The following is a 17,434-nucleotide window of genomic DNA, read 5'->3' as shown; positions in this document are numbered from 1 at the left end:
AACTGGCGCATCACTCACCACGCGGCAGGGGCACCTTGCTCCAGTCCAGCAGCGCCGGCACCTGCATGGCGCTGCTGGCCGGCACACCCGGCGCCACCAGAAAGCCCTGCATGATGTTGCAGTGGTGCTGCGTCAACCACTCGCGCTGCTCCTGAGTCTCGACGCCTTCGGCGATGACCTCCAGGCCGAGGTGGCGCCCCAGATCGATGATGGTGCTGACCACCGCCGCATCGCGCGGCGAGTCGAGCATATTGGCGATGAACAGGCGGTCGATCTTCAACGTATCCAGCTCGAAATGACGCAGATACGCCAGTGACGAATAGCCGGTGCCGAAGTCGTCGATGGCGATCTTCACCCCTAACTCACGCAGCTGACGCAGCTGAGCCTGAGTCAGTTCCAGGTCCTGCATCAGGGCGCTCTCGGTGACCTCCACTTCCAGCTGGCTGGGTTTGAGGCCGTGCATGGCCAGTACGCGCTGCAGGTCGGTCACCAGTTGCGGCATGCCGAACTGCACCGGGCTGACGTTGAGGCTGAGCACCATGTCCTCGCCGAACTGCTGCTTGAAAACGGCCAGTTGCCTGGCGCCCTCGCGAAAGATCCACTCACCGAGGCGGTTGATCAGGCGGGTTTCTTCGAGCAGCGGAATGAACACGTTCGGCGCCACGATACCGGCGACCCGATGCTGCCAGCGCAGCAAGGCCTCGAAACCACGCAGGCGCCCGGTCTCCAGCTGGAACTGTGGCTGATAGACCAGCACGAAGTCGTCGTTCTCGATGGCGTGACGCAGGCTCTCCTCGAGCATCAGCCGTGAACGCGCACGACCGTTCATTTCTGGCGAGAAGAAGCGGTACTGCTGGCGACCGGCACGCTTGGCCTCGTACATCGCCATGTCGGCGGAGCGCAGCAGACCCTCGACGCTCTGCCCGCACTCGGGGAAGCAGGCGATGCCGACACTGGCGCCCAAGGTGAAATCCACGCCATCGAGGGTATGGCGCACCGAGACCAGCTCGATCAGTTTCTCCGCAACCTTGGCGGCATCCTCGGGATGACCGAGGTTGTCCAGCAACGCGGTAAACTCGTCACCGCCAATACGGGCCAGGCTGTCATAGGGACGCAAGCAGGCCTTGAGCTGCTCGCCCACACGACGCAGCAATTGGTCGCCGACATCGTGGCCAAGCGAGTCGTTGATGCGCTTGAACCCGTCCAGGTCCAGATACAGCACAGCCACCCGCTGGCCGCTGCGCTCGATACGCGCCAGCGCCGACGCCAGCGCCTGGTGAAAGCCGCGCCGATTGAGCAGCCCCGTCAGCGAGTCGGTCACCGCCTGCGACTCCAGCTGCGCGTGCAGGTTGCGCACCACCGACATGTCCAGGGCGATCACCACCATGGCGTGCTGTTGCCGGGGCAGCGGCGAACAGGACAGCGCCACTGGCAGGCAACCACCCTTGAGCGTGCGCATCATCGCCTCGTGTACGCGGTAGGTCGCCTCACGCCTGAAGTGCAGGTAGAACTCGGACTGCTGCCAGCCACCCTCGCTAGCCGGATTCTTGAGGAAGGACAACAGGTCGGAGCCCTCCAGATCCGCGACCTCGCCATCGAGCATGTGCGCCATGGCGGGGTTGGCGAACTGGATACGGCCGTCCTCGCCGACCACCAGGATGCCCTCGGCGGCGTTGTCCAGCACCGATGCATTGAACGCCCTGGCGCGCTCGAGCTGCTGCGACAGCACCTGCAGCTCACAGCGATTGTGCTCATGCTCCAACAGGCTCTGGATCTTGTGCCGCAGCACACTGGGATCGAACGGCTTGAGCACGAAGTCCACCGCGCCCGTGCTGTAGCCGCGCAGCACGGCGTCGTGGGTCTGTGCGATGGCAGAAACGAAGATGATCGGCGTCAGCCGCGTGCGCGGATTGCCGCGCATCAGGCGGGCGACCTCGAAACCATCCATGCCGGGCATCTGCACGTCGAGCAGCACCAGCCCGACGTCCTCTTCGAGCAGACAACGCAGGGCCTCTTCACCGGAACTGGCACAGCGCAACTGCCATTCACCATCCTCGAGCAGCGCCTGCATGGCCTCGAGGTTCTCCATTCGATCATCCACCACCAGCAGAACCTGCCTGGCGGGCACGATGGCATTCTTGTTCTGCGCCTGGGCCATCATCACTCCTCTATCCATATGCCCTTGTCCTACTCACTCCTGCCATCAGGTTAGTCCATCACCGGAAGAAGACATGACCGGCATGCTCAGCCAGCGCTCCAGCAGTGCCAGCAGCTCATCGCGCTGGATCGGCTTGGCCATGTAGTCGTCCGCGCCTGCCGTGATGCATTTCTCGCGATCGCCCTTCATGGCATGGGCGGTGAGCGCGATGATGGGGATCATGCACGCATGCTCCTGCTTGAGCAGGCGCGTGGCGGTATAGCCGTCCATGTTGGGCATGGCCATGTCCATCAGGATCAGATCAAATGGATCACTCTGATAGGCGGCGATGGCCTCGATGCCGTCCGTGGCGGAGCTGACGTGCAGCCCCACTTCATCCAGCAGTGCCGTCAGCGCGTAGACGTTACGTACGTCGTCATCCACCAGCAGGATGCGCTTGCCCTCCAGCGGATTGAGCCGCAAGTGCGCCGCCTGCGGCGCACGCACGTCACCGAGAAAGCCCTGCACCGCCTTGCACAGTGCGTCGGTGTCGTCGCCATGCTTGCGCACCACCACGGCGCTGTAGCGGCGCAAACGCTGCAAGGTCTGCTGAGTGACATCGACGCCGGTGTTGATCACCACACGCGTGCCCTGCAACTGGCGTAGCTGATTGAGGCTGTCGAGCAGCGCGAAACCGTCCTGATCGGGCAGGTCCAGATCGATCACCAGTGCGCAGAACTGTCCCTGCGCATAAGCCGCGCGAGCCTGCTCGCCATCGGCGCAGGCAGTGACCTGAAAGCCCAGCTCCGTCAGTTGCTGGCGATAGTGCTCACGCTCGGCCTCGACATCCTCTACCAGCAGCAGAGCCCTATCCTGCTGCGCGCCATGCTGCAGCTCGACGAACACCTGCTCCAACTCGTCGCGGCCGATGGGTTTGACCAGGTAGCGCGTGCCATCATCGTTCCAGCCCGCCGGCTGTGGCACGCAGGAAATGATGTGCACCGGTGTGTGCCGGTGGGTCGGCTGGGCCCGTAGACGGCGAAACAGCTGCCAGCCGCTGAGATCGGGGAGCAGGATGTCGAGGATCACCGCGTTGAACGACTCCTGCTGCAGCAGCCCCAACGCCTGCAACCCGGTACGACAGTGCACGCTGGAAAAACCATGGGCGTGGGCTTCTTCGGCGATCACCGCGGCAAAATTGGCATCGTCTTCGATGATCAGCAGCGGCGGTCCATCCCCGGCACGCTGCGGCCCCTGGACCGGCGCCTCGACGCTGATCGAAGCGGCCTGAACCGGCAGGCGGACGGTAAAGGTGGAGCCCTGTCCGGGCGCACTTTGCAGGGTGATATCGCCATCCAGCGCCAGCACCAGCTGCCGGGTGATGGCCAGCCCCAGCCCGGTGCCGCCGAAGCGCCGACTGGTGGAGCCGTCGATCTGCTGGAAGGCCTGGAACACCTGTTCATGTTGCGCGGGATCGATGCCGATACCGGTGTCACGCACGCTGAAACTCAGCAGCTCACGCTCATCCTCCTGTCGCCCCTCACTGCTGACGGTCAGAGCGACCTCGCCCTGATCGGTGAACTTCAACGCGTTCGACAACAGGTTGCGCAGGATCTGATGCAGGCGCACACGGTCGGTGTGAATCACGCGCGGCACGCCGGCTTCCAGCTGGGTGTGCAGGCGCAGGCCCTTGAGTTCGGCCATCGGGCGCAGGCTGGCATCCAGCTCCACCAGCACGTCCTGCATGTTGATCGCCTCGAGCTTGAGCTGCATGCGCCCGGACTCGACCTTGGCCAGGTCCAGTACGTCGTTGATCAACTGCAGCAGGTCGCAGCCGGCGCGATGCACGATATCCGCGTGTTTGGTCTGCTTCTCGGTGAGATTACCGGCCAGGTTCTGCCGTAACTGATCGCTGAGAATCAGGATGCTGTTGAGCGGTGTACGCAGTTCGTGGGACATGTTGGCCAGGAACTCTGACTTGTAACGGTTGGCCAACAACAGCTGCTCGGCCTGCTCGCGCAATTTCTGCTCGGCCGCCTTGCGCTCGCTGATGTCGATGATCACCGCCTGCACCAGGTTCTCGTCGCCACTGCGAATCGGCGACAGCCCTACCTCCAACGGAATCAGACGCCCTTCGCGATGCTGGCCAAACAGTTCACGATTACCGCCCATGCGGCGTTGCTCGGGCATCGCCTGATAGCCACGGCGCATCGCCACATGGCTGCCACGCTGCGCTGCGGGCAGCAACATTTCCACGGGCTCGTCGAGCAGCATCTGACGCTCGTAGCCGAACAGCAGCTCGGTCTGCCGATTGACCATGGCAATGCGCCCCAGGCCATCGACCAGCACGATGGCATTGGGCGAGGCTTCGACCACCAGCCTGAAGCGCTCCTCGGCTACCTTGCGCGCACGCAGGTCGACCAGATTGATCAAATAGCTGCTGCCTTCATGCAGTGGATTGAGGCTGATGCCGACCGGAATCGACTCGCCGCGCAACGTGCGCACCATACGTTCGTCGCTTTCGGCCAGTTGCTCCTGCAGATCTTTCGGTGACTCGATATTGGGCAGCACGCGCAGCACAGATTCGCCCGGCAAAGCATTGAGCGGGCAGTCGAGCAGCTCGGCGGCGCTGCGATTGGCCATCTCGATACGGCCCTTGTCGTCGCACAACAGGGTCGCGACCGGCAACCGCTCGACCAACAAGCGAAAGCGCTCTTCACGCTCGCTCAAGGCCACCGCAGCCCGTTCACTGATCTGCAGCTTGCGATCTCGCTGATAGAGAAAACCGCCAACCAGCGTCGACAGCAACAGCGCCGCGGCCAACCCGGCCCAAAGTCCGAGCGTGCCGGTGCGATCGATCAGGTTTCGTTCGTACTCGGGCGTACCGATGACCTCGAGCGCCCAGGTGCGCCCGTAGAGCGGCAATTGCTGCTGACTGCGAAAACGCGGGCGCCAGCCGTTGGCCTGAGTTTCGCCACTGAGCAATTGCAGATCGGTGGCCTGCGGATCTTTCAGGATGATGTCGAACAAGCGGGTCTGGGAGCCGAGTATCCCGTCCATGAGGTCCTGACTGCGGAATCCGCCATGCACCATCCCCAGCAACGCCGCCCGGCGCTGCTCGACCGTATTGACGGGCAACCCTGGGCGGAAAACCGGCAAGTAGAGCAGCACGCCGGACTGGACGTTGACATCCACCTCCTGGCGCAGGATCAAAGGCCCACTCAGGCTGGCATCACCGGTATCGATACTGCGCTCGATCGCGGCTCGCCGCACGGCCTCACTGAGCATGTCGAAACCGAGTACGCGGCGGTTGCGCCAGTCCAGCGGACTGACGTAATCGATCGGCAGATAGTGCTCGCGCTCACCTGTTGGAAATATCTGATAGTCGGAGCGACCATCGGCCCTCAACTCATCGGCAAAGTCAGCGAGCTGCTCGGGTGACAGATAACGCGACCAGGCCACCGCCTGGATACCGGGATAGCGCTCCTGCAGTTGCAGCTGATCGATGGCCCGGTCCCATTCGGCGAGCGAGACATGGTCACTGCCGATCATGAGCCCGGACACGCCACGCAAGACCATCTCGTATGCGCGCATACGCGCCAGCACACGCTGGCCGATCTCCTGTGACTGCTGCTGGAACTGCCTCTGACTGTCTTCCCGCTCACGATCCTGCAGGGTGTCCCACTGCCAGAAAATCAATCCGCCCAGCCCAAGCAACAGGCCAAGTGCAGCCAGTAACGGCGTCCAGGGCCTTGGCGGCAGCTCGACAGCTCTGTCTTCCATTCGCTCTCCTTCGGTCATCCAGAACCAACGCGCGCGGACACCCCGCACGCGGACATCACAGAACCACAACAGCAGTCTAGTCAGGTTTTGAATGAGTGGCCTTTTGCCAGAAGGGACACGACAAGTGGTCGCGAACAGGCTCGCAAGGATGTTCTGGCAACGTCGCTGAAAAGACATTCATAGCGGTGAATTGTCGGCGACATAAAAAAGCCTCCCAGAGGGAGGCTTCGTGCAACGCAACCCAGCCTTATAGCGGGCGCAGGTTGATCTCGACGCGGCGGTTCTGCGCGCGACCAGCATCGGTGGCGTTGCTGGCAATCGGCTGGCTCGGGCCCGCGCCGTAGGCGGAGATACGCTGCCCCGGCACGCCGTTGGCGGTCAGGTAATTGGCCACGCTCTGCGCGCGACGCTGCGACAGGCTCTGGTTCAGCTCCTGCGAGCCGGTGCTGTCGGTATGACCGACGATGTTCACACCGTTCTTGTCGAACTCCTTGAACACCAGCACCAGCGAGTTGAGGGTCGGGTAGAAGCTGCTGGAGATGTCCGCCGAGTTGCTGGCGAAGGTGATATTGCCCGGCATGATCAGCTTCAGATCATCGCCATGGCGTTGTACCTGTACGCCTGTGCCTTGCAGAGTCTGGCGCAGCTTGGCTTCCTGAGTGTCGACGTAATAGCCATAACCACCACCGGCAGCGCCACCAACGGCCGCACCGATAAGCGCCCCCTTGGCGCGGTCTTTCTTGCTCGATGTCGCGGCGCCGATCACCGCACCAGTAACGGCGCCGACACCACCGTAGATGCCGGCTTTACCAGCCTGGCTTTCACCGGTGTAGGGGTTGGTGGTGCAGCCAGCCAGCATGGCCATGAGCGCAGTTGCTGCGATCAGATTGCGTCTGGTCTTCATAACATTTCCTTAGGATTTCTTCTGATATCGGGCAGACATGCCACAGTCTTCGAACCGCCAGGGCACAGTGAAGTTCCGCCCAAGCTTATCAGCCTGAGCGCATGAGGGCTGCGATCCAGAGCAGGTCTGCACGCTACGGAGCGTTACTGCACGCCTGGCAGAGGCCGCAGGGTCACCTCGACACGACGATTCTGCGCTCGCCCATCTGCCGTGGCATTGCTCGCCACCGGTTGGTCCGGCCCCATGCCTCGTGTGCTCAGACGGCTGGGGTCGACGCCCTGTGCCAGCAGGTAATCGGCCACGCTTTGCGCACGACGCTGCGACAGCGCCATGTTGTGGCTGTGCGACCCGGTACTGTCGGTATGACCAACGATCTCGATGCTGTTCTGGTTGTACTGACGGAAAGAGTTGGCCAGGTTGTTCAGTGGCTGATAGAAGCTGCTGGCGATCTGCGCGGAGTCGGTAGCGAAGGTGATGTTGCCGGGCATGATCAGCTGAATCACATCGCCCTGGCGCTGCACCTCGACCCCGGTGCCTTGCATGCTGCGGCGCAGCTCCTCTTCCTGCTTGTCGGCGTAGTAGCCGTAACCTGCCGCGGCGGCACCGGCTACGGCGGCGCCGATCAGCGCGCCCTTGCCCCGGTTGTCATGGTTGATCAACGCACCAGCGGCCGCGCCAGCCAGCGCGCCGAGACCGCCATAGGTCGCAGTGCGGTTGGAGCTCGGCGCGCTCTGATCATAAGGGTTCTGCGAAACACAACCGCCGAGCAGCAGCGCAGAGGTGCAAAGGGCAATGACGGGCAGGCGGAACATGAAGGAGTCTCCATGAACGGTGGGTGATGGCTGTTTGAGTCCTCACACCGCCATTAGTGCCCTGTCATGCACGAATAAAGGGGTTCTCGCGCATTTCATCGCCCAGGCGAGTGTCCGGCCCATGACCGGTGACCACGGTAGCGTCCTCGTCGAGGCTATAAAGGCGTTGCTTGATCGAACGCTCGATGGTGGCGTAGTCACCGCCCCACAGGTCGGTACGGCCGATCCCCCGACGAAACAGCGTGTCGCCGACGATCAGCAGCTTGGCGTCCTCGAACCAGAAGCTCATCGAACCCGGGGTGTGGCCGGGAGTATGCAGCGCCACACCGCAGCCGCAGGCCAGCTCCTCGTCATCGGCCAGCCACTTGTCCGGCGCCGGCACCGGCGTGTAGGGCACGCCGAACATGCTGCACTGCATCTCCAGATTGTCCCAGAGGAACTGATCCTCCTTGTGCAGGTGCAAGGTGGCGCCGGTCTTCTCCTTCATCTGCCCCGAGGCGAGAAAGTGATCAAGGTGCGCATGCGTGTGGATGATGCTGACCACTTTCAGGCCATGGGCCTCCAGACGCGCCATGATCAGATCGGGATTACCGCCCGGATCGACCACGATGGCCCTTTTAGTGAGCGGGTCGCCGATGATGGTGCAGTTGCACTGCAAAGGCCCGACGGGGAAGGTTTCGCGAATCAGGGCGGGTCGTTCGGCGGTGGTCATCAGGAGGCCTCGTTGCGGTAATCGCCGGGCAGTTTACCGGTCCATTTGCGAAATGCACGGCGGAAGTTGGAAGGGTCGCTGAAGCCCAGCAACTGGGCGATTTCATACAGAGGCAAATGCGTGGTCGTCAGGTACTGCAAAGCCAGACGCTTGCGCACATCGTCGAGTACCTGCTGATAGCTGGTGCCCATCTGCGCCAGGTGGCGGCGCAGGCTGCGGCCGCTGGTGTGCAAGGCGCTCGCGGCGCTTTGCAGATCAGGAAAGTCACCAGGACGCGCCAGCAACAGGCGGCGCACCCGCGTGAGCAGCCCATCCTGCACGTCGAGGCTGGCCAGCAGCGCTTCGCACTGCTGCTCGCACATCTGCACCGTGGCCGGGTTGGCCAGCGCCATGGGCCGTTGCAGGTAATGCCGGGGCAAGCGCAACCAGTGATAGGGCTGTTCGAACTGCGCCGCTACGCCGAACACCTCGGCGTAGCGCGCAGCGTAGGCTGGGGCGCAATGAGCGAAGCCAACGGCCACGCCCTGCAACTCCTCGCCCAGCAGAAAACGCGCGATGGTGTGGATACTGGTCAGCAGCCCCTCGGCGGCGAACCGTGACTGTGGCCCCATGGGAAAGGACTCGACTGCACGCAACTGCATGTCCTCGCCCTGCTCGACCAACTCCAACTCGAACGCCAGACCCAGCACGCGGTAGTACTTCAGGGCGAACTGCAGCGCCTTGCCCAGATTGGCACTGGACAACACCGCGTAACCGAGAATGCCGTGGGTGGAGACGTTCAGGCGCTGCCCCAGCACCAGGCCAAGCGCCGGTTCGCCGCAGCGCTCAAGCGCCGCCTGGGTCAACTGGTGAAAGTCGAGAAAGGACAATCGACCATTGGGACTGCCCAGCACTTCAGGGCGTACCCGTGCCGCGACGAACAGCTCGGCACGTGCCTGGCCGAGTTCTTCGGCCAGCGCCAGCAGTGCCTCGGCATAAGCCACGGGCACCAGTTCGGCAGTGAAGTTGAGGGTGTTCTTCATGGGTGGGTTGTTCCGGCGACTGGCCGCAAATGACCGTCCTGACGATGAACCTTAACTCAGCGAATCCGTGTTCGCCGCTCTGCGGCCACCCCAACTTTCCATTGGAACAGCGCACTGGCCAGATATGACTGCCACCTTGGCTGTTACGAACCTGTGCCCAACCGCGAATGACGCCCATAGTGAATGCCAGTCAAACAGCGCAATGGAGCCCTCATGGCCAGCACCACACCGGAAGGATTGCAGATTCGCCCCCGGCACATGAATTTCGATCTGCCCAACCCGCTGCCGCGCCACTGGAACGGCGGCGACGCCTTCAAGACCCATCTGTTCAATGCCATGTCGGTGTTGTTTCCCGATGGCGAACGCTTTTTCATCGACTCGGTGCGCCAATTTCGCGACCGTATCGACGACCCGCTACTCAAGGAACAGATTCGCGGCTTCATCGGCCAGGAAGGCCATCACAGCCGTGAACATCTCGAATACAGCCAGCGTCTACGTGACCTGGGTTACAACGTCGAGCGCATCGAGAAACGCGCCCGCGCGCGCATCCGCTACACGCAGAAGAAGTTCTCGCCGCAGCGGCAGCTGGCGGCGACTGCGGCGCTGGAGCACATCACCGCGATCATGGCCGATGGCCTGCTGAGAAACGAGGCCCACCTGGCCGGTGCTCATCCGTCGCTGGCCCGCCTATGGCGCTGGCACGCGCTGGAGGAGACCGAGCACAAGGCGGTGGCCTTCGACGTTTACAACCAGGTCTGTGGCAGCCGCAAGCTGCTGCGCCGGGCGATGCTCATGGGCACCATGTTCTTCGTCCTCGACACTACGCGCGGCCTGGCGCATATGCTCAAGGTCGACGGCCTACTGTGGAACTGGCGCGTATGGCGCGACGGCATCCGCTGGATGTGGGGCAAGGAAGGCGTGTTCCGCCCGCTGATCCGCACCTATCTGGACTTCTTCAAGGACGGTTTCCATCCCTGGGAGCACGACAACCTGGACGTGCTGCACGCCACCCGCGAAGAGTTCGATGGCAGCCCACAGGTCCAGGCCAGCGCTGCCTGACGCGCTACTGCTGCCAAGCGACGTATGAAAAAGCCCGGCTCTGGCCGGGCTTTTTCATGTCCAGTGCGCGCTCACCCCTTCAGAAATCGCATCGCGTCGGCGGCGCTCTGCTCGGGAATCTCCTCCATGGGGATATGCCCGACGCCAGGGTAGACCTTGACCTGAATCCCCGGCAGATCACGCTGCCACAGCGGCACGTGCTTGGGCGAAATCCAGCGATCACGCTCACCCCACATCAGCAGGGTGGGTACCTTGATCTGCGCGACCCGTTCAGGCGTCGTATGCAGTTCGTCCTTGTTGACCTTCAGCAGCACGCGGAAGATTTCCATCATGCCGCGGCGGTTGCCTGGACGCCGCGACAGGTCGTAGTAGCGATCGACCACACCGGGCTTGATGCGCCCCGGCTCACCATAGACCTCCTTGATGCCCTGAGCGATCAGTGCACGCGGCATCCACATCGGCATGGCGACGGTCGCGCCAGGCAATGCGGCGGCGGCGATCATCCACGGCACCTTGCGCATGGGATAGCCGGCCGGGTCGATCAGCACCAGCTTGCCGACCCGTTGCGGCTGCGCCAGGGCGAAGTTCCAGGCGATGTAGCCACCAAGGGAGTTGCCGGCAATATCCGCCTTGTCCACCTGCAGGTAATCGAGCAACAGGCCGAGCACACGAATCATGCGCTCGGCCGAGTACTGGCCGTCACGCGCGGGGCCGGTCAGGCCGAACCCCGGTACATCGAAGCGGATGATGCGGTAGTCGGCGGCGAACGCCTGCACCCAGGCGTCCCAGGTGTGCAACGAGGCGACCACGCCGTGAATCATCACCAATGCCGGCTTGTCGCGGCGCCCCTCATCCCGGTAGTGGATATTGAAGCCGTCGAGTTCGATATAGCGCGAGCCATCGGCAGCGCTACCGTAGCGGCCCTTGAGGCGCTCCAGCGGCAGAGCGCCGAAACCCAGGCGGGCGAATCCGGCAGCCAGCGGCGGTTGCAGGGACAGGCTGTTGGCGGTCATGCGGCGTACCTCGAATCTTGTTGTAGGTAGCCGCATCAAAGCATGAGCCTCTGCACGTTAGCGCCCAACCTTGGGTCTGTTAACAGGTCATCTCTGGCGGCCATCACGGCCCATCCCAGCTACGAGAACGCCTAGGAGCGCGGGCACAACGAAGCAATCAGCAGATCCGCCAGAACCCTCTTGGCCCGCTCGATTTCCTCGCGGCTGGCACGCCGCCCGAGCAGGTCGAGAGAGGCCGCTTCCAGCGCCCAGATCAACGCCTGATAGACCAGGGGATCGCGTGGCGCCAGCTCCGGCTCGAGGCGCTCGACCAGCAGGCGCAGCATCTCCTGGTGCGCTCGCTGGCGATGGGCAGCCAGAGGCGATTGTGCGCGCAACGCCTCTTCCTGCATCAGGCGGATGATCGGCCCGACCGCCAGGTGATAATCGAAAAAGCGCCCGACCATCGCCCTCAGCCATTCTTGCGGACTGCCGGCCACCTGCTGCATCTCGCGAAAACGCGCCAGCAGCAACATCACCGAAGTCTGGTAGATGCCTTCGAGCACCTCGATCTTGTTGGCGAAGTATTTATAGAAGGTGCGCCGCGAGACCTGCGCCGCCTCCAGCAGGTCATTCACCGTCGCCTGCTCCAGGCCCTTGCGGGCGAACACGGCAATAGCCGCCAGTTGGATGTTGGTGCGCTGCAGATGGCCAACCAACGGGCCCTCGCCACCGCCAACCTGCTGCGAGGCGAGTGCGCCATAACCGCCCAGGTCCTCGAAAACCGCGCGTATCGCACCGTGCTCGGCCAACTCGTCCATACTGCTTTCCCAACCAAGGCGCGGGTGACGTGGCGCCGCGAGCTGAGTACTCTGGAGCCGCCTCTAGCCGCGGATAATCATCGTGTCATCCACCCTAGCACGTCACCTGCTCTGGCCGCTGGCCATCCTTTTGCTGGTCTGGCTACCGCCGCTGGGAGCCACCGAGCTGTTCTATCTTGGCCAACGCATCCCGGATATCCACAAGCCGTGGCGCATTGGCGACTATCGGCAGCTACGCGAAGCCCTGGAGCAGGTCGACAGCACTCAGGCCAACGCACTACCGCGGCGCAGCGGCGAGTTCACCGGGCCGATCTATGAGCGCATGGTCTCGGCGGAAAACTTCCGCCCGCAACTGAACATCTATGCGCCGCTGGAGCTGCGCCAGAACGAGGCGCGCGAGGTGCTGTTCGAACTCAAGGAGCTGATGCACCTGTACTTCGACTTTCGCGCCAAACAGCAACCCTACGCTGCCGAAGCGTTGGGCCTGATGAGTTACTCACTGCGCCAGCAGGCCATTCTGTTCACCCTCACCACCGAGTTCTGGATGACCCTGTCACAGAGCGAACAAGGCAACCCGGTGCGCCTGCAGGGGCTACAGGAGACCAAAGCGGCGGCAGCCATGCTCAGTGGTAGTGCCCTGGACTACCTGGAACTGACCCAGGCCTTTGGCCGCGACGAGCTGCTGCTGTACAGCGCCGAACTGAGCCAGCAGTTTCCCGAACTCTTCGTTCATCTATCCGCCGATGTACAGGCGCAGTTGCTGGCACGTATCGAAGGACTCAGCACAGGCCATCGTTACCCAGAGGTCGGCCAGGACATGGCGGCCTTGTTACCGGTGCTGCGGATGATTCATGAGGATGTGCAGCGCAAACTGGCGCAACCCGTGAAGCCAGAGGCCAAAGCGCCAGTGCTGGATCTGTCGGCACCGACCTCAGCGCAATAGGCCCAACCCTTTGGCACGAGCCACCGCCTGGGTCCGTCTTTCGACGCCAAGTTTGCTGTTGATATGCCGTGCGTGGGTCTTGACCGTGTGCAGGGAGATGAACAGGCGCTCGCTGATCTCCTGGTTCGAACAGCCGCGCGCAATCAGTTGCAGCACGGCCAGCTCGCGGCCGCTGAGTTTTTCAGTGAGCGGCCCCTCCTCGACTTCGGGAGGCTCATCGGGCCATTGCTCTGCCGGCAACCGCGCAAGCAAGTCGTCGCGCAGCAGACAGGCGCTACGTCCCTGCAGACGCTCACGCAGCCACTGCGGCTGATGCTGCAACAGCTCGATGAAGGTGAGCAGCGCTCCGCCTTGAGCAAGGTCCAGACAGCTATCGAGCTGTTGCTGCGCCTCGCGCTCTCGCCCGGTCTGCTTCAGCAATTGCGCGAGCTGCGCCTGCGCCATCAGCCCCACCAGTTGGCCGCCCACACCCTGTGCACGCTGCTGCAGTGCGCGCAGACGGCGCTCGGCATTCTCCTGCCCACCCTGCAGGCGCTCCAGAGCGGCCAGTTGCAGATCGATATGCAGCGCCAGCTGTGGGTGGAACTCCGGCGCCAGCGCTCGTCCCTGCTCACCATAGGTTTCAGCCAGTTGCGGTAGCCAGGCGGCTGCCAGCTCGACCTGCCCTTGCCGCAACCACAGCTCGCACTTGATCAGCGTGATCATCGCCAGGTAGTAGATCGCCGGCACGTCCCAGACGTGCATCAGGCGTTCTGCCTCACCGAGCAGGGCAAAGGCCTCGGCAGAGCGTCCATCCTGCCCTTCCAGGCAGGCCAGCACGCAATAGCCGATCAACGCGCCGACGTCACGACAAGCCCGGGCTTCGGCTATTCCCGCCCGCAAGCGCTCCACCGCCTGTGGCTGCAGCCGCAGACTGAGCAGATACCCCTCATAAATCGTCAGCCGCGCCCGCACGGAGTAGCTGCGCTGAGCCGGCAGGCACTGCACCAGCAGCAAGCCCTGATGCACTTCTTCCTGCGCCCGCAGCACCTCCCCGCGGGCCTGCAGCACGCGGGCACGCTCATAGTGGGCAAGCGCCTCGAACAGCGGATTATCGATACGCTGCGCCAACTCCAGCGCATCGCGGTTCAGGCCACGCGCACGCCACAGATCGCCACGCACCATGGCCAGATTGGACAATGCCGACAGGCACATGAAATGCGGGCCGTAGCGTTCCGCCGGCAAGCCGGCCAGTGCCTCACTGCACTGCTGCTCGGCGCGCACACCATCACCACGGCCTCGGGCAATGACCCCGTCCAGCGCTTGCCACTGCGCCAGCAGGCTCCGCTGAGCGAGCGGCTCGGCCGCTGGAAGGAAGCGCTCGAGATGATCGAGCAGCTCCTGCGCCGCATCCAGCTGGCAAGCCAACGCCAATGCCCAGCCATAGAGCATGATCAGTCGCGGCGTGCTGACCAGTAGATCGTCCGGCAGATTGGTCTTCCAGCGCAGCAGCATGGCGATGTTCTGTTCCGCCAGCATCTGCTCCTCGGAAAGATTCTGTACCAAGTTGGCCGCGACATCGGCCTGCCCCGCCAGCAGCGCCTGCTCGATGGCAGCATCCAGCATGCCTTGTGCAGCGAACCAGCGACAGGCACGTAGGTGAGCGCAACCACGCGAATGCTTGGCGCCCTCGGCAGGGCGCGCATTGAGCAGGTCGGAAAACAGATGGTGATAACGAAACCAGTGCCCCTGCTCGTCCAGCGGCACGAGAAATACCTGATTGGCCTGCAACTGGCGGATGATCGCGGCGCTGTCACGGCTGTCACGCACCGCATCACACAGCTCAGCGCAGAAGCGTTCCATGCAGGCGGTATCGTAGAGGAACTGCTGCACCTCGGCGGGCTGCCGCTCGATGACTTCCTCGAGTAGGTACTCTCGAATCAGCCCTTCCCCGCCGTGCAACTGCAGTCCCTCGCCTGATGGCCCCAGTTCTTCGACAGCCAGTAACCACAGGCGCAACCCGGCGATCCAGCCCTCGCTACGCTGCAAAATCCCCGTGACCTGCTGTTTTTCAAGACGCGCGCCCTGACTGGTCAGCAGTGCGTCTAGCTCAGCTGCGGTCAGGCGCAAATCCTGCTCGTTGAGCTCAAGCAGCTGTCGCGACAGTCGCAGGCGGGCCAGATGCCAGTCCGGCCGCTGACGACTGGTAACCAGCAGCAGCACGCCGGGCGGTAAATGGTTGAGGAAAAATTGCAGGCAACGATCCAGCACCGGCCCCTGCGCCAGATGGTAGTCGTCCAATACCAGCAACAGCGGCTGACCATCGTCGAGTTGCTGGGTCAGCTCATCGAGCAGACCGTCGAGCCACTGCTCGAAGGCGAAGGGCTGATGGCGCTGACGCATTTTCAGCAGGCCAAGGGCGTCCTCGCCCAGGCCCGGGTACGACTGCTGCAGGCCTTGCAACAACCGTTCGAGGAAGCGCCCGGGATCACGATCCCGCTCGCTCAGGCCCAGCCAGAGGCTGCGCCAGTGATTCGGCAGGCGTTCGCAGAATTCGATCGCCAGCGAGCTCTTGCCAAAGCCGGCAGGCGCGCTGACCAGCAGGAGGCGTCCTTGCAGCCCTTCCTCGAGGCGTTCGCACAGCCTGGGCCTGGGCATGTGCCCGGCCGGCAGCGGTGGCCGATAGAAACGCGCCTCCGCCGGCGTAGCCGGTGCATAGGGGAAGGCTGGGGAGCGGGAAAGGTCTGTCATCGGCCGATTCTTGGAAGTCTTCTGTCTGGGGCTCGATCTGAGCTCAGCCTAGCGACTTGCAGTGGCCTTTAGAAGCGCTTGCTACAGTCCGTAACGAAAAAGCCGGCACAAGGCCGGCTTCGTCGTATCGCGAGCAACTATCAGCGAACGCCCGCCTGGCGCAGGGCCGCCGGCGTGTAGTCGCTGCTGGAGGCCTTGTAGTTGAAGTCGTAGGCCTGCTTCTCCTCGTTCTTCATACCCAGGGCCAGGTAGCGACCGGACAGCAGGTCGTACAGCGCTTCCAGCGTGTACCACGGCACTTGCTTGTCGTAGTAGTACTGCGCATGCGCCTCGGCTACGCGCCACAGGGTGCCACGACCGTCGTAGTGGTCGATCAGCGCCGCTTGCCAGGTGTCCTCGTCGAGGTAGAAGTCGCGCTTGGCATAGATGTGGCGCTCACCCTGCTTGAGGGTCGCGGTCACATGCCATACGCGGTGCAGCTCGTAGCGAGTCAGGTCCTGGTTGATGTGGCCAGCCTTGATGATGTCCTCGTACTTCAGGCTCGGCGAGTCCAGCTTGTAGGCGTTGTAGGGGATGTAGATCTCCTTCTTGCCTTCGAGCTTCCAGTCGTAACGGTCCGGCGCACCGTTGTACATGTCGAAGTTGTCGGAGGTACGCAGGCCGTCAGCTGCAGTACCCGGACCATCGTAGGACACCTGCGGGGCACGACGCACACGACGCTGACCGGCGTTGTACAGCCACGCCAGACGCGGCTCCTTCACCTGGTTGAGGGTTTCGTGCACCAGCAGCACGTTACCCGCCAGGCGCGACGGAGCGGTCACGCGCTGCTTGAAGTAGAACAGGACGTTGCTTTCCTTGCTCGGGTCGAAGTCGGTCAGCGCATCACGGAAAGTGAACTCGTCCTGGAAGTAGACCAGCGAGTAGGAACCGCTGGCCTGCGGGGTCGCCTGAGTGACCAGACGGCGCACGCTGCCACCGCGGTAGCGGGTGATGTGGTTCCAGATTGCTTCCAGGCCGTTCTGCGGAATCGGGAAGGGGTTGGCGGTCTGGAAGTTCTCCAGGCCGTTGCCACCCTCTACCATCTTGGTGTTGACCGCATTCTGCTTGGCCGCCTCGATCACCGCTGGTGGCAGGCTCGCCGAACGGTGGCTCGGGTAGACCGGCATCTTGTAGCTGTCAGGGTAGCGCTTGAACATGGCCAGCTGGCCAGGCGTCAGCTTGTCCTTGTACTGGTCGACGTTCTGCGCGGTGATGGTGAACAGCGGCTGCTCGTTGGCGAACGGGTCGGACAGGAAGCCCTTGCCATCGACGGTGCCGGCATTGGCCGGCAGGCCGCCGGTCCAGGCCGGGATCGAGCCATCGGCATTACCGGCCATCTCGGCGCCAACCGGGGTCAGCGTGTTACCCAGCTTCGCCGCTTCGTCCGGCGACACCGCCGCCATCACGCTGGTGGCCAGCAGAGACAGGGTCAGGATGCCGCTTTGCCACAGTTTTTTTGTTGTTTTCGTTTGCATCTTCA

At 63.2% G+C, this 17,434-nt stretch carries 12 protein-coding genes; 2 read left to right on the top strand and 10 right to left on the bottom strand.

The genetic code is table 11. From position 1 onward, the window contains the following. Window positions 1-10: 10 nt before the first annotated feature. The 6 genes from PCLY_RS17920 to PCLY_RS17895 form a co-directional block, all read right to left on the bottom strand. On the bottom strand, window positions 11-2,158 hold the full coding sequence (locus tag PCLY_RS17920) for a putative bifunctional diguanylate cyclase/phosphodiesterase (protein WP_061241611.1): 2,148 nt from the start codon (window positions 2,156-2,158) through the stop codon (window positions 11-13). Window positions 2,159-2,203: 45 nt separating this feature from the next. Further along, window positions 2,204-5,920: a response regulator gene (locus PCLY_RS17915; protein WP_061240971.1), complete on the bottom strand. Its 3,717-nt coding sequence runs from the start codon at window positions 5,918-5,920 to the stop codon at window positions 2,204-2,206. Window positions 5,921-6,167: 247 nt separating this feature from the next. Continuing rightward, the gene (locus tag PCLY_RS17910; protein ID WP_061240970.1) at window positions 6,168-6,824 is read right to left on the bottom strand and encodes a YiaD family glycine zipper/OmpA-like lipoprotein; all 657 of its coding nucleotides are present in this window, start codon (window positions 6,822-6,824) and stop codon (window positions 6,168-6,170) included. Window positions 6,825-6,967: 143 nt separating this feature from the next. Further along, on the bottom strand, window positions 6,968-7,636 hold the full coding sequence (locus PCLY_RS17905) for a YiaD family glycine zipper/OmpA-like lipoprotein (protein WP_061240969.1): 669 nt from the start codon (window positions 7,634-7,636) through the stop codon (window positions 6,968-6,970). 64 nt (window positions 7,637-7,700) lie between these two features. After that, on the bottom strand, window positions 7,701-8,348 hold the full coding sequence (locus PCLY_RS17900) for an MBL fold metallo-hydrolase (RefSeq protein ID WP_061240968.1): 648 nt from the start codon (window positions 8,346-8,348) through the stop codon (window positions 7,701-7,703). Continuing rightward, complete coding sequence (locus PCLY_RS17895; RefSeq protein WP_061240967.1) at window positions 8,348-9,370, bottom strand: AraC family transcriptional regulator; 1,023 nt, start codon at window positions 9,368-9,370, stop codon at window positions 8,348-8,350. Before PCLY_RS17895 ends, PCLY_RS17900 begins: the two co-directional genes overlap by 1 nt. A gap of 213 nt (window positions 9,371-9,583) precedes the next feature. Between PCLY_RS17895 and PCLY_RS17890 the strand changes: the two genes are divergently transcribed. Beyond that, window positions 9,584-10,429: a metal-dependent hydrolase gene (locus PCLY_RS17890; protein ID WP_061240966.1), complete on the top strand. Its 846-nt coding sequence runs from the start codon at window positions 9,584-9,586 to the stop codon at window positions 10,427-10,429. 71 nt (window positions 10,430-10,500) lie between these two features. Here the strand turns inward: PCLY_RS17890 and PCLY_RS17885 are convergent, their stop codons facing one another. Together PCLY_RS17885 and PCLY_RS17880 are read right to left on the bottom strand one after the other, a co-directional pair. Further along, the gene (locus tag PCLY_RS17885; protein ID WP_061240965.1) at window positions 10,501-11,442 is read right to left on the bottom strand and encodes an alpha/beta fold hydrolase; all 942 of its coding nucleotides are present in this window, start codon (window positions 11,440-11,442) and stop codon (window positions 10,501-10,503) included. A 131-nt stretch (window positions 11,443-11,573) separates the two neighbouring features. Beyond that, window positions 11,574-12,242 (bottom strand): TetR/AcrR family transcriptional regulator, encoded by a 669-nt coding sequence (locus PCLY_RS17880; RefSeq protein WP_061240964.1) that lies wholly within the window; start codon window positions 12,240-12,242, stop codon window positions 11,574-11,576. Window positions 12,243-12,324: 82 nt separating this feature from the next. On the opposite strand from PCLY_RS17880, the gene PCLY_RS17875 reads away from it, so the two are divergent. Next, window positions 12,325-13,185, top strand: coding sequence for a hypothetical protein (locus PCLY_RS17875; protein ID WP_061240963.1), 861 nt, complete (start codon window positions 12,325-12,327; stop codon window positions 13,183-13,185). On the opposite strand, the gene PCLY_RS17870 is transcribed toward PCLY_RS17875, so the two are convergent. Both PCLY_RS17870 and PCLY_RS17865 read right to left on the bottom strand, forming a co-directional pair. After that, window positions 13,174-15,915 carry a LuxR C-terminal-related transcriptional regulator gene (locus tag PCLY_RS17870; protein ID WP_061240962.1) on the bottom strand — a complete coding sequence of 914 codons (2,742 nt, stop codon included), beginning with the start codon at window positions 15,913-15,915 and terminating at the stop codon, window positions 13,174-13,176. The genes PCLY_RS17875 and PCLY_RS17870 overlap by 12 nt on opposite strands. Window positions 15,916-16,055: 140 nt before the next feature. Next, entirely contained in the window at window positions 16,056-17,429 is a 1,374-nt protein-coding gene (locus PCLY_RS17865) for a DUF1329 domain-containing protein (RefSeq protein WP_061241609.1), read from the bottom strand. Between the last annotated feature and the right edge of the window lie 5 nt (window positions 17,430-17,434).

This window comes from Ectopseudomonas composti (assembly GCF_001567565.1).
GTDB classification, from domain to species: domain Bacteria; phylum Pseudomonadota; class Gammaproteobacteria; order Pseudomonadales; family Pseudomonadaceae; genus Aquipseudomonas; species Aquipseudomonas composti_A.
The sequence above is the reverse complement of the archived record's forward strand: the minus strand, read 5'-3'. Positions and strand labels throughout refer to the sequence as shown.

Excerpts from the sequence above, each read along its gene's own strand:
- PCLY_RS17865 (WP_061241609.1), bottom strand. The coding sequence starts at position 17,429 with ATGCAAACGAAAACAACAAAAAAACTGTGGCAAAGCGGCATCCTGACC.
- PCLY_RS17900 (WP_061240968.1), bottom strand. The coding sequence starts at position 8,348 with ATGACCACCGCCGAACGACCCGCCCTGATTCGCGAAACCTTCCCCGTC.
- PCLY_RS17885 (WP_061240965.1), bottom strand. The coding sequence starts at position 11,442 with ATGACCGCCAACAGCCTGTCCCTGCAACCGCCGCTGGCTGCCGGATTC.
- PCLY_RS17920 (WP_061241611.1), bottom strand. The coding sequence starts at position 2,158 with ATGGCCCAGGCGCAGAACAAGAATGCCATCGTGCCCGCCAGGCAGGTT.
- PCLY_RS17905 (WP_061240969.1), bottom strand. The coding sequence starts at position 7,636 with ATGTTCCGCCTGCCCGTCATTGCCCTTTGCACCTCTGCGCTGCTGCTC.
- PCLY_RS17915 (WP_061240971.1), bottom strand. The coding sequence starts at position 5,920 with ATGGAAGACAGAGCTGTCGAGCTGCCGCCAAGGCCCTGGACGCCGTTA.
- PCLY_RS17895 (WP_061240967.1), bottom strand. The coding sequence starts at position 9,370 with ATGAAGAACACCCTCAACTTCACTGCCGAACTGGTGCCCGTGGCTTAT.
- PCLY_RS17880 (WP_061240964.1), bottom strand. The coding sequence starts at position 12,242 with ATGGACGAGTTGGCCGAGCACGGTGCGATACGCGCGGTTTTCGAGGAC.
- PCLY_RS17870 (WP_061240962.1), bottom strand. The coding sequence starts at position 15,915 with ATGACAGACCTTTCCCGCTCCCCAGCCTTCCCCTATGCACCGGCTACG.
- PCLY_RS17890 (WP_061240966.1), top strand. The coding sequence starts at position 9,584 with ATGGCCAGCACCACACCGGAAGGATTGCAGATTCGCCCCCGGCACATG.
- PCLY_RS17910 (WP_061240970.1), bottom strand. The coding sequence starts at position 6,824 with ATGAAGACCAGACGCAATCTGATCGCAGCAACTGCGCTCATGGCCATG.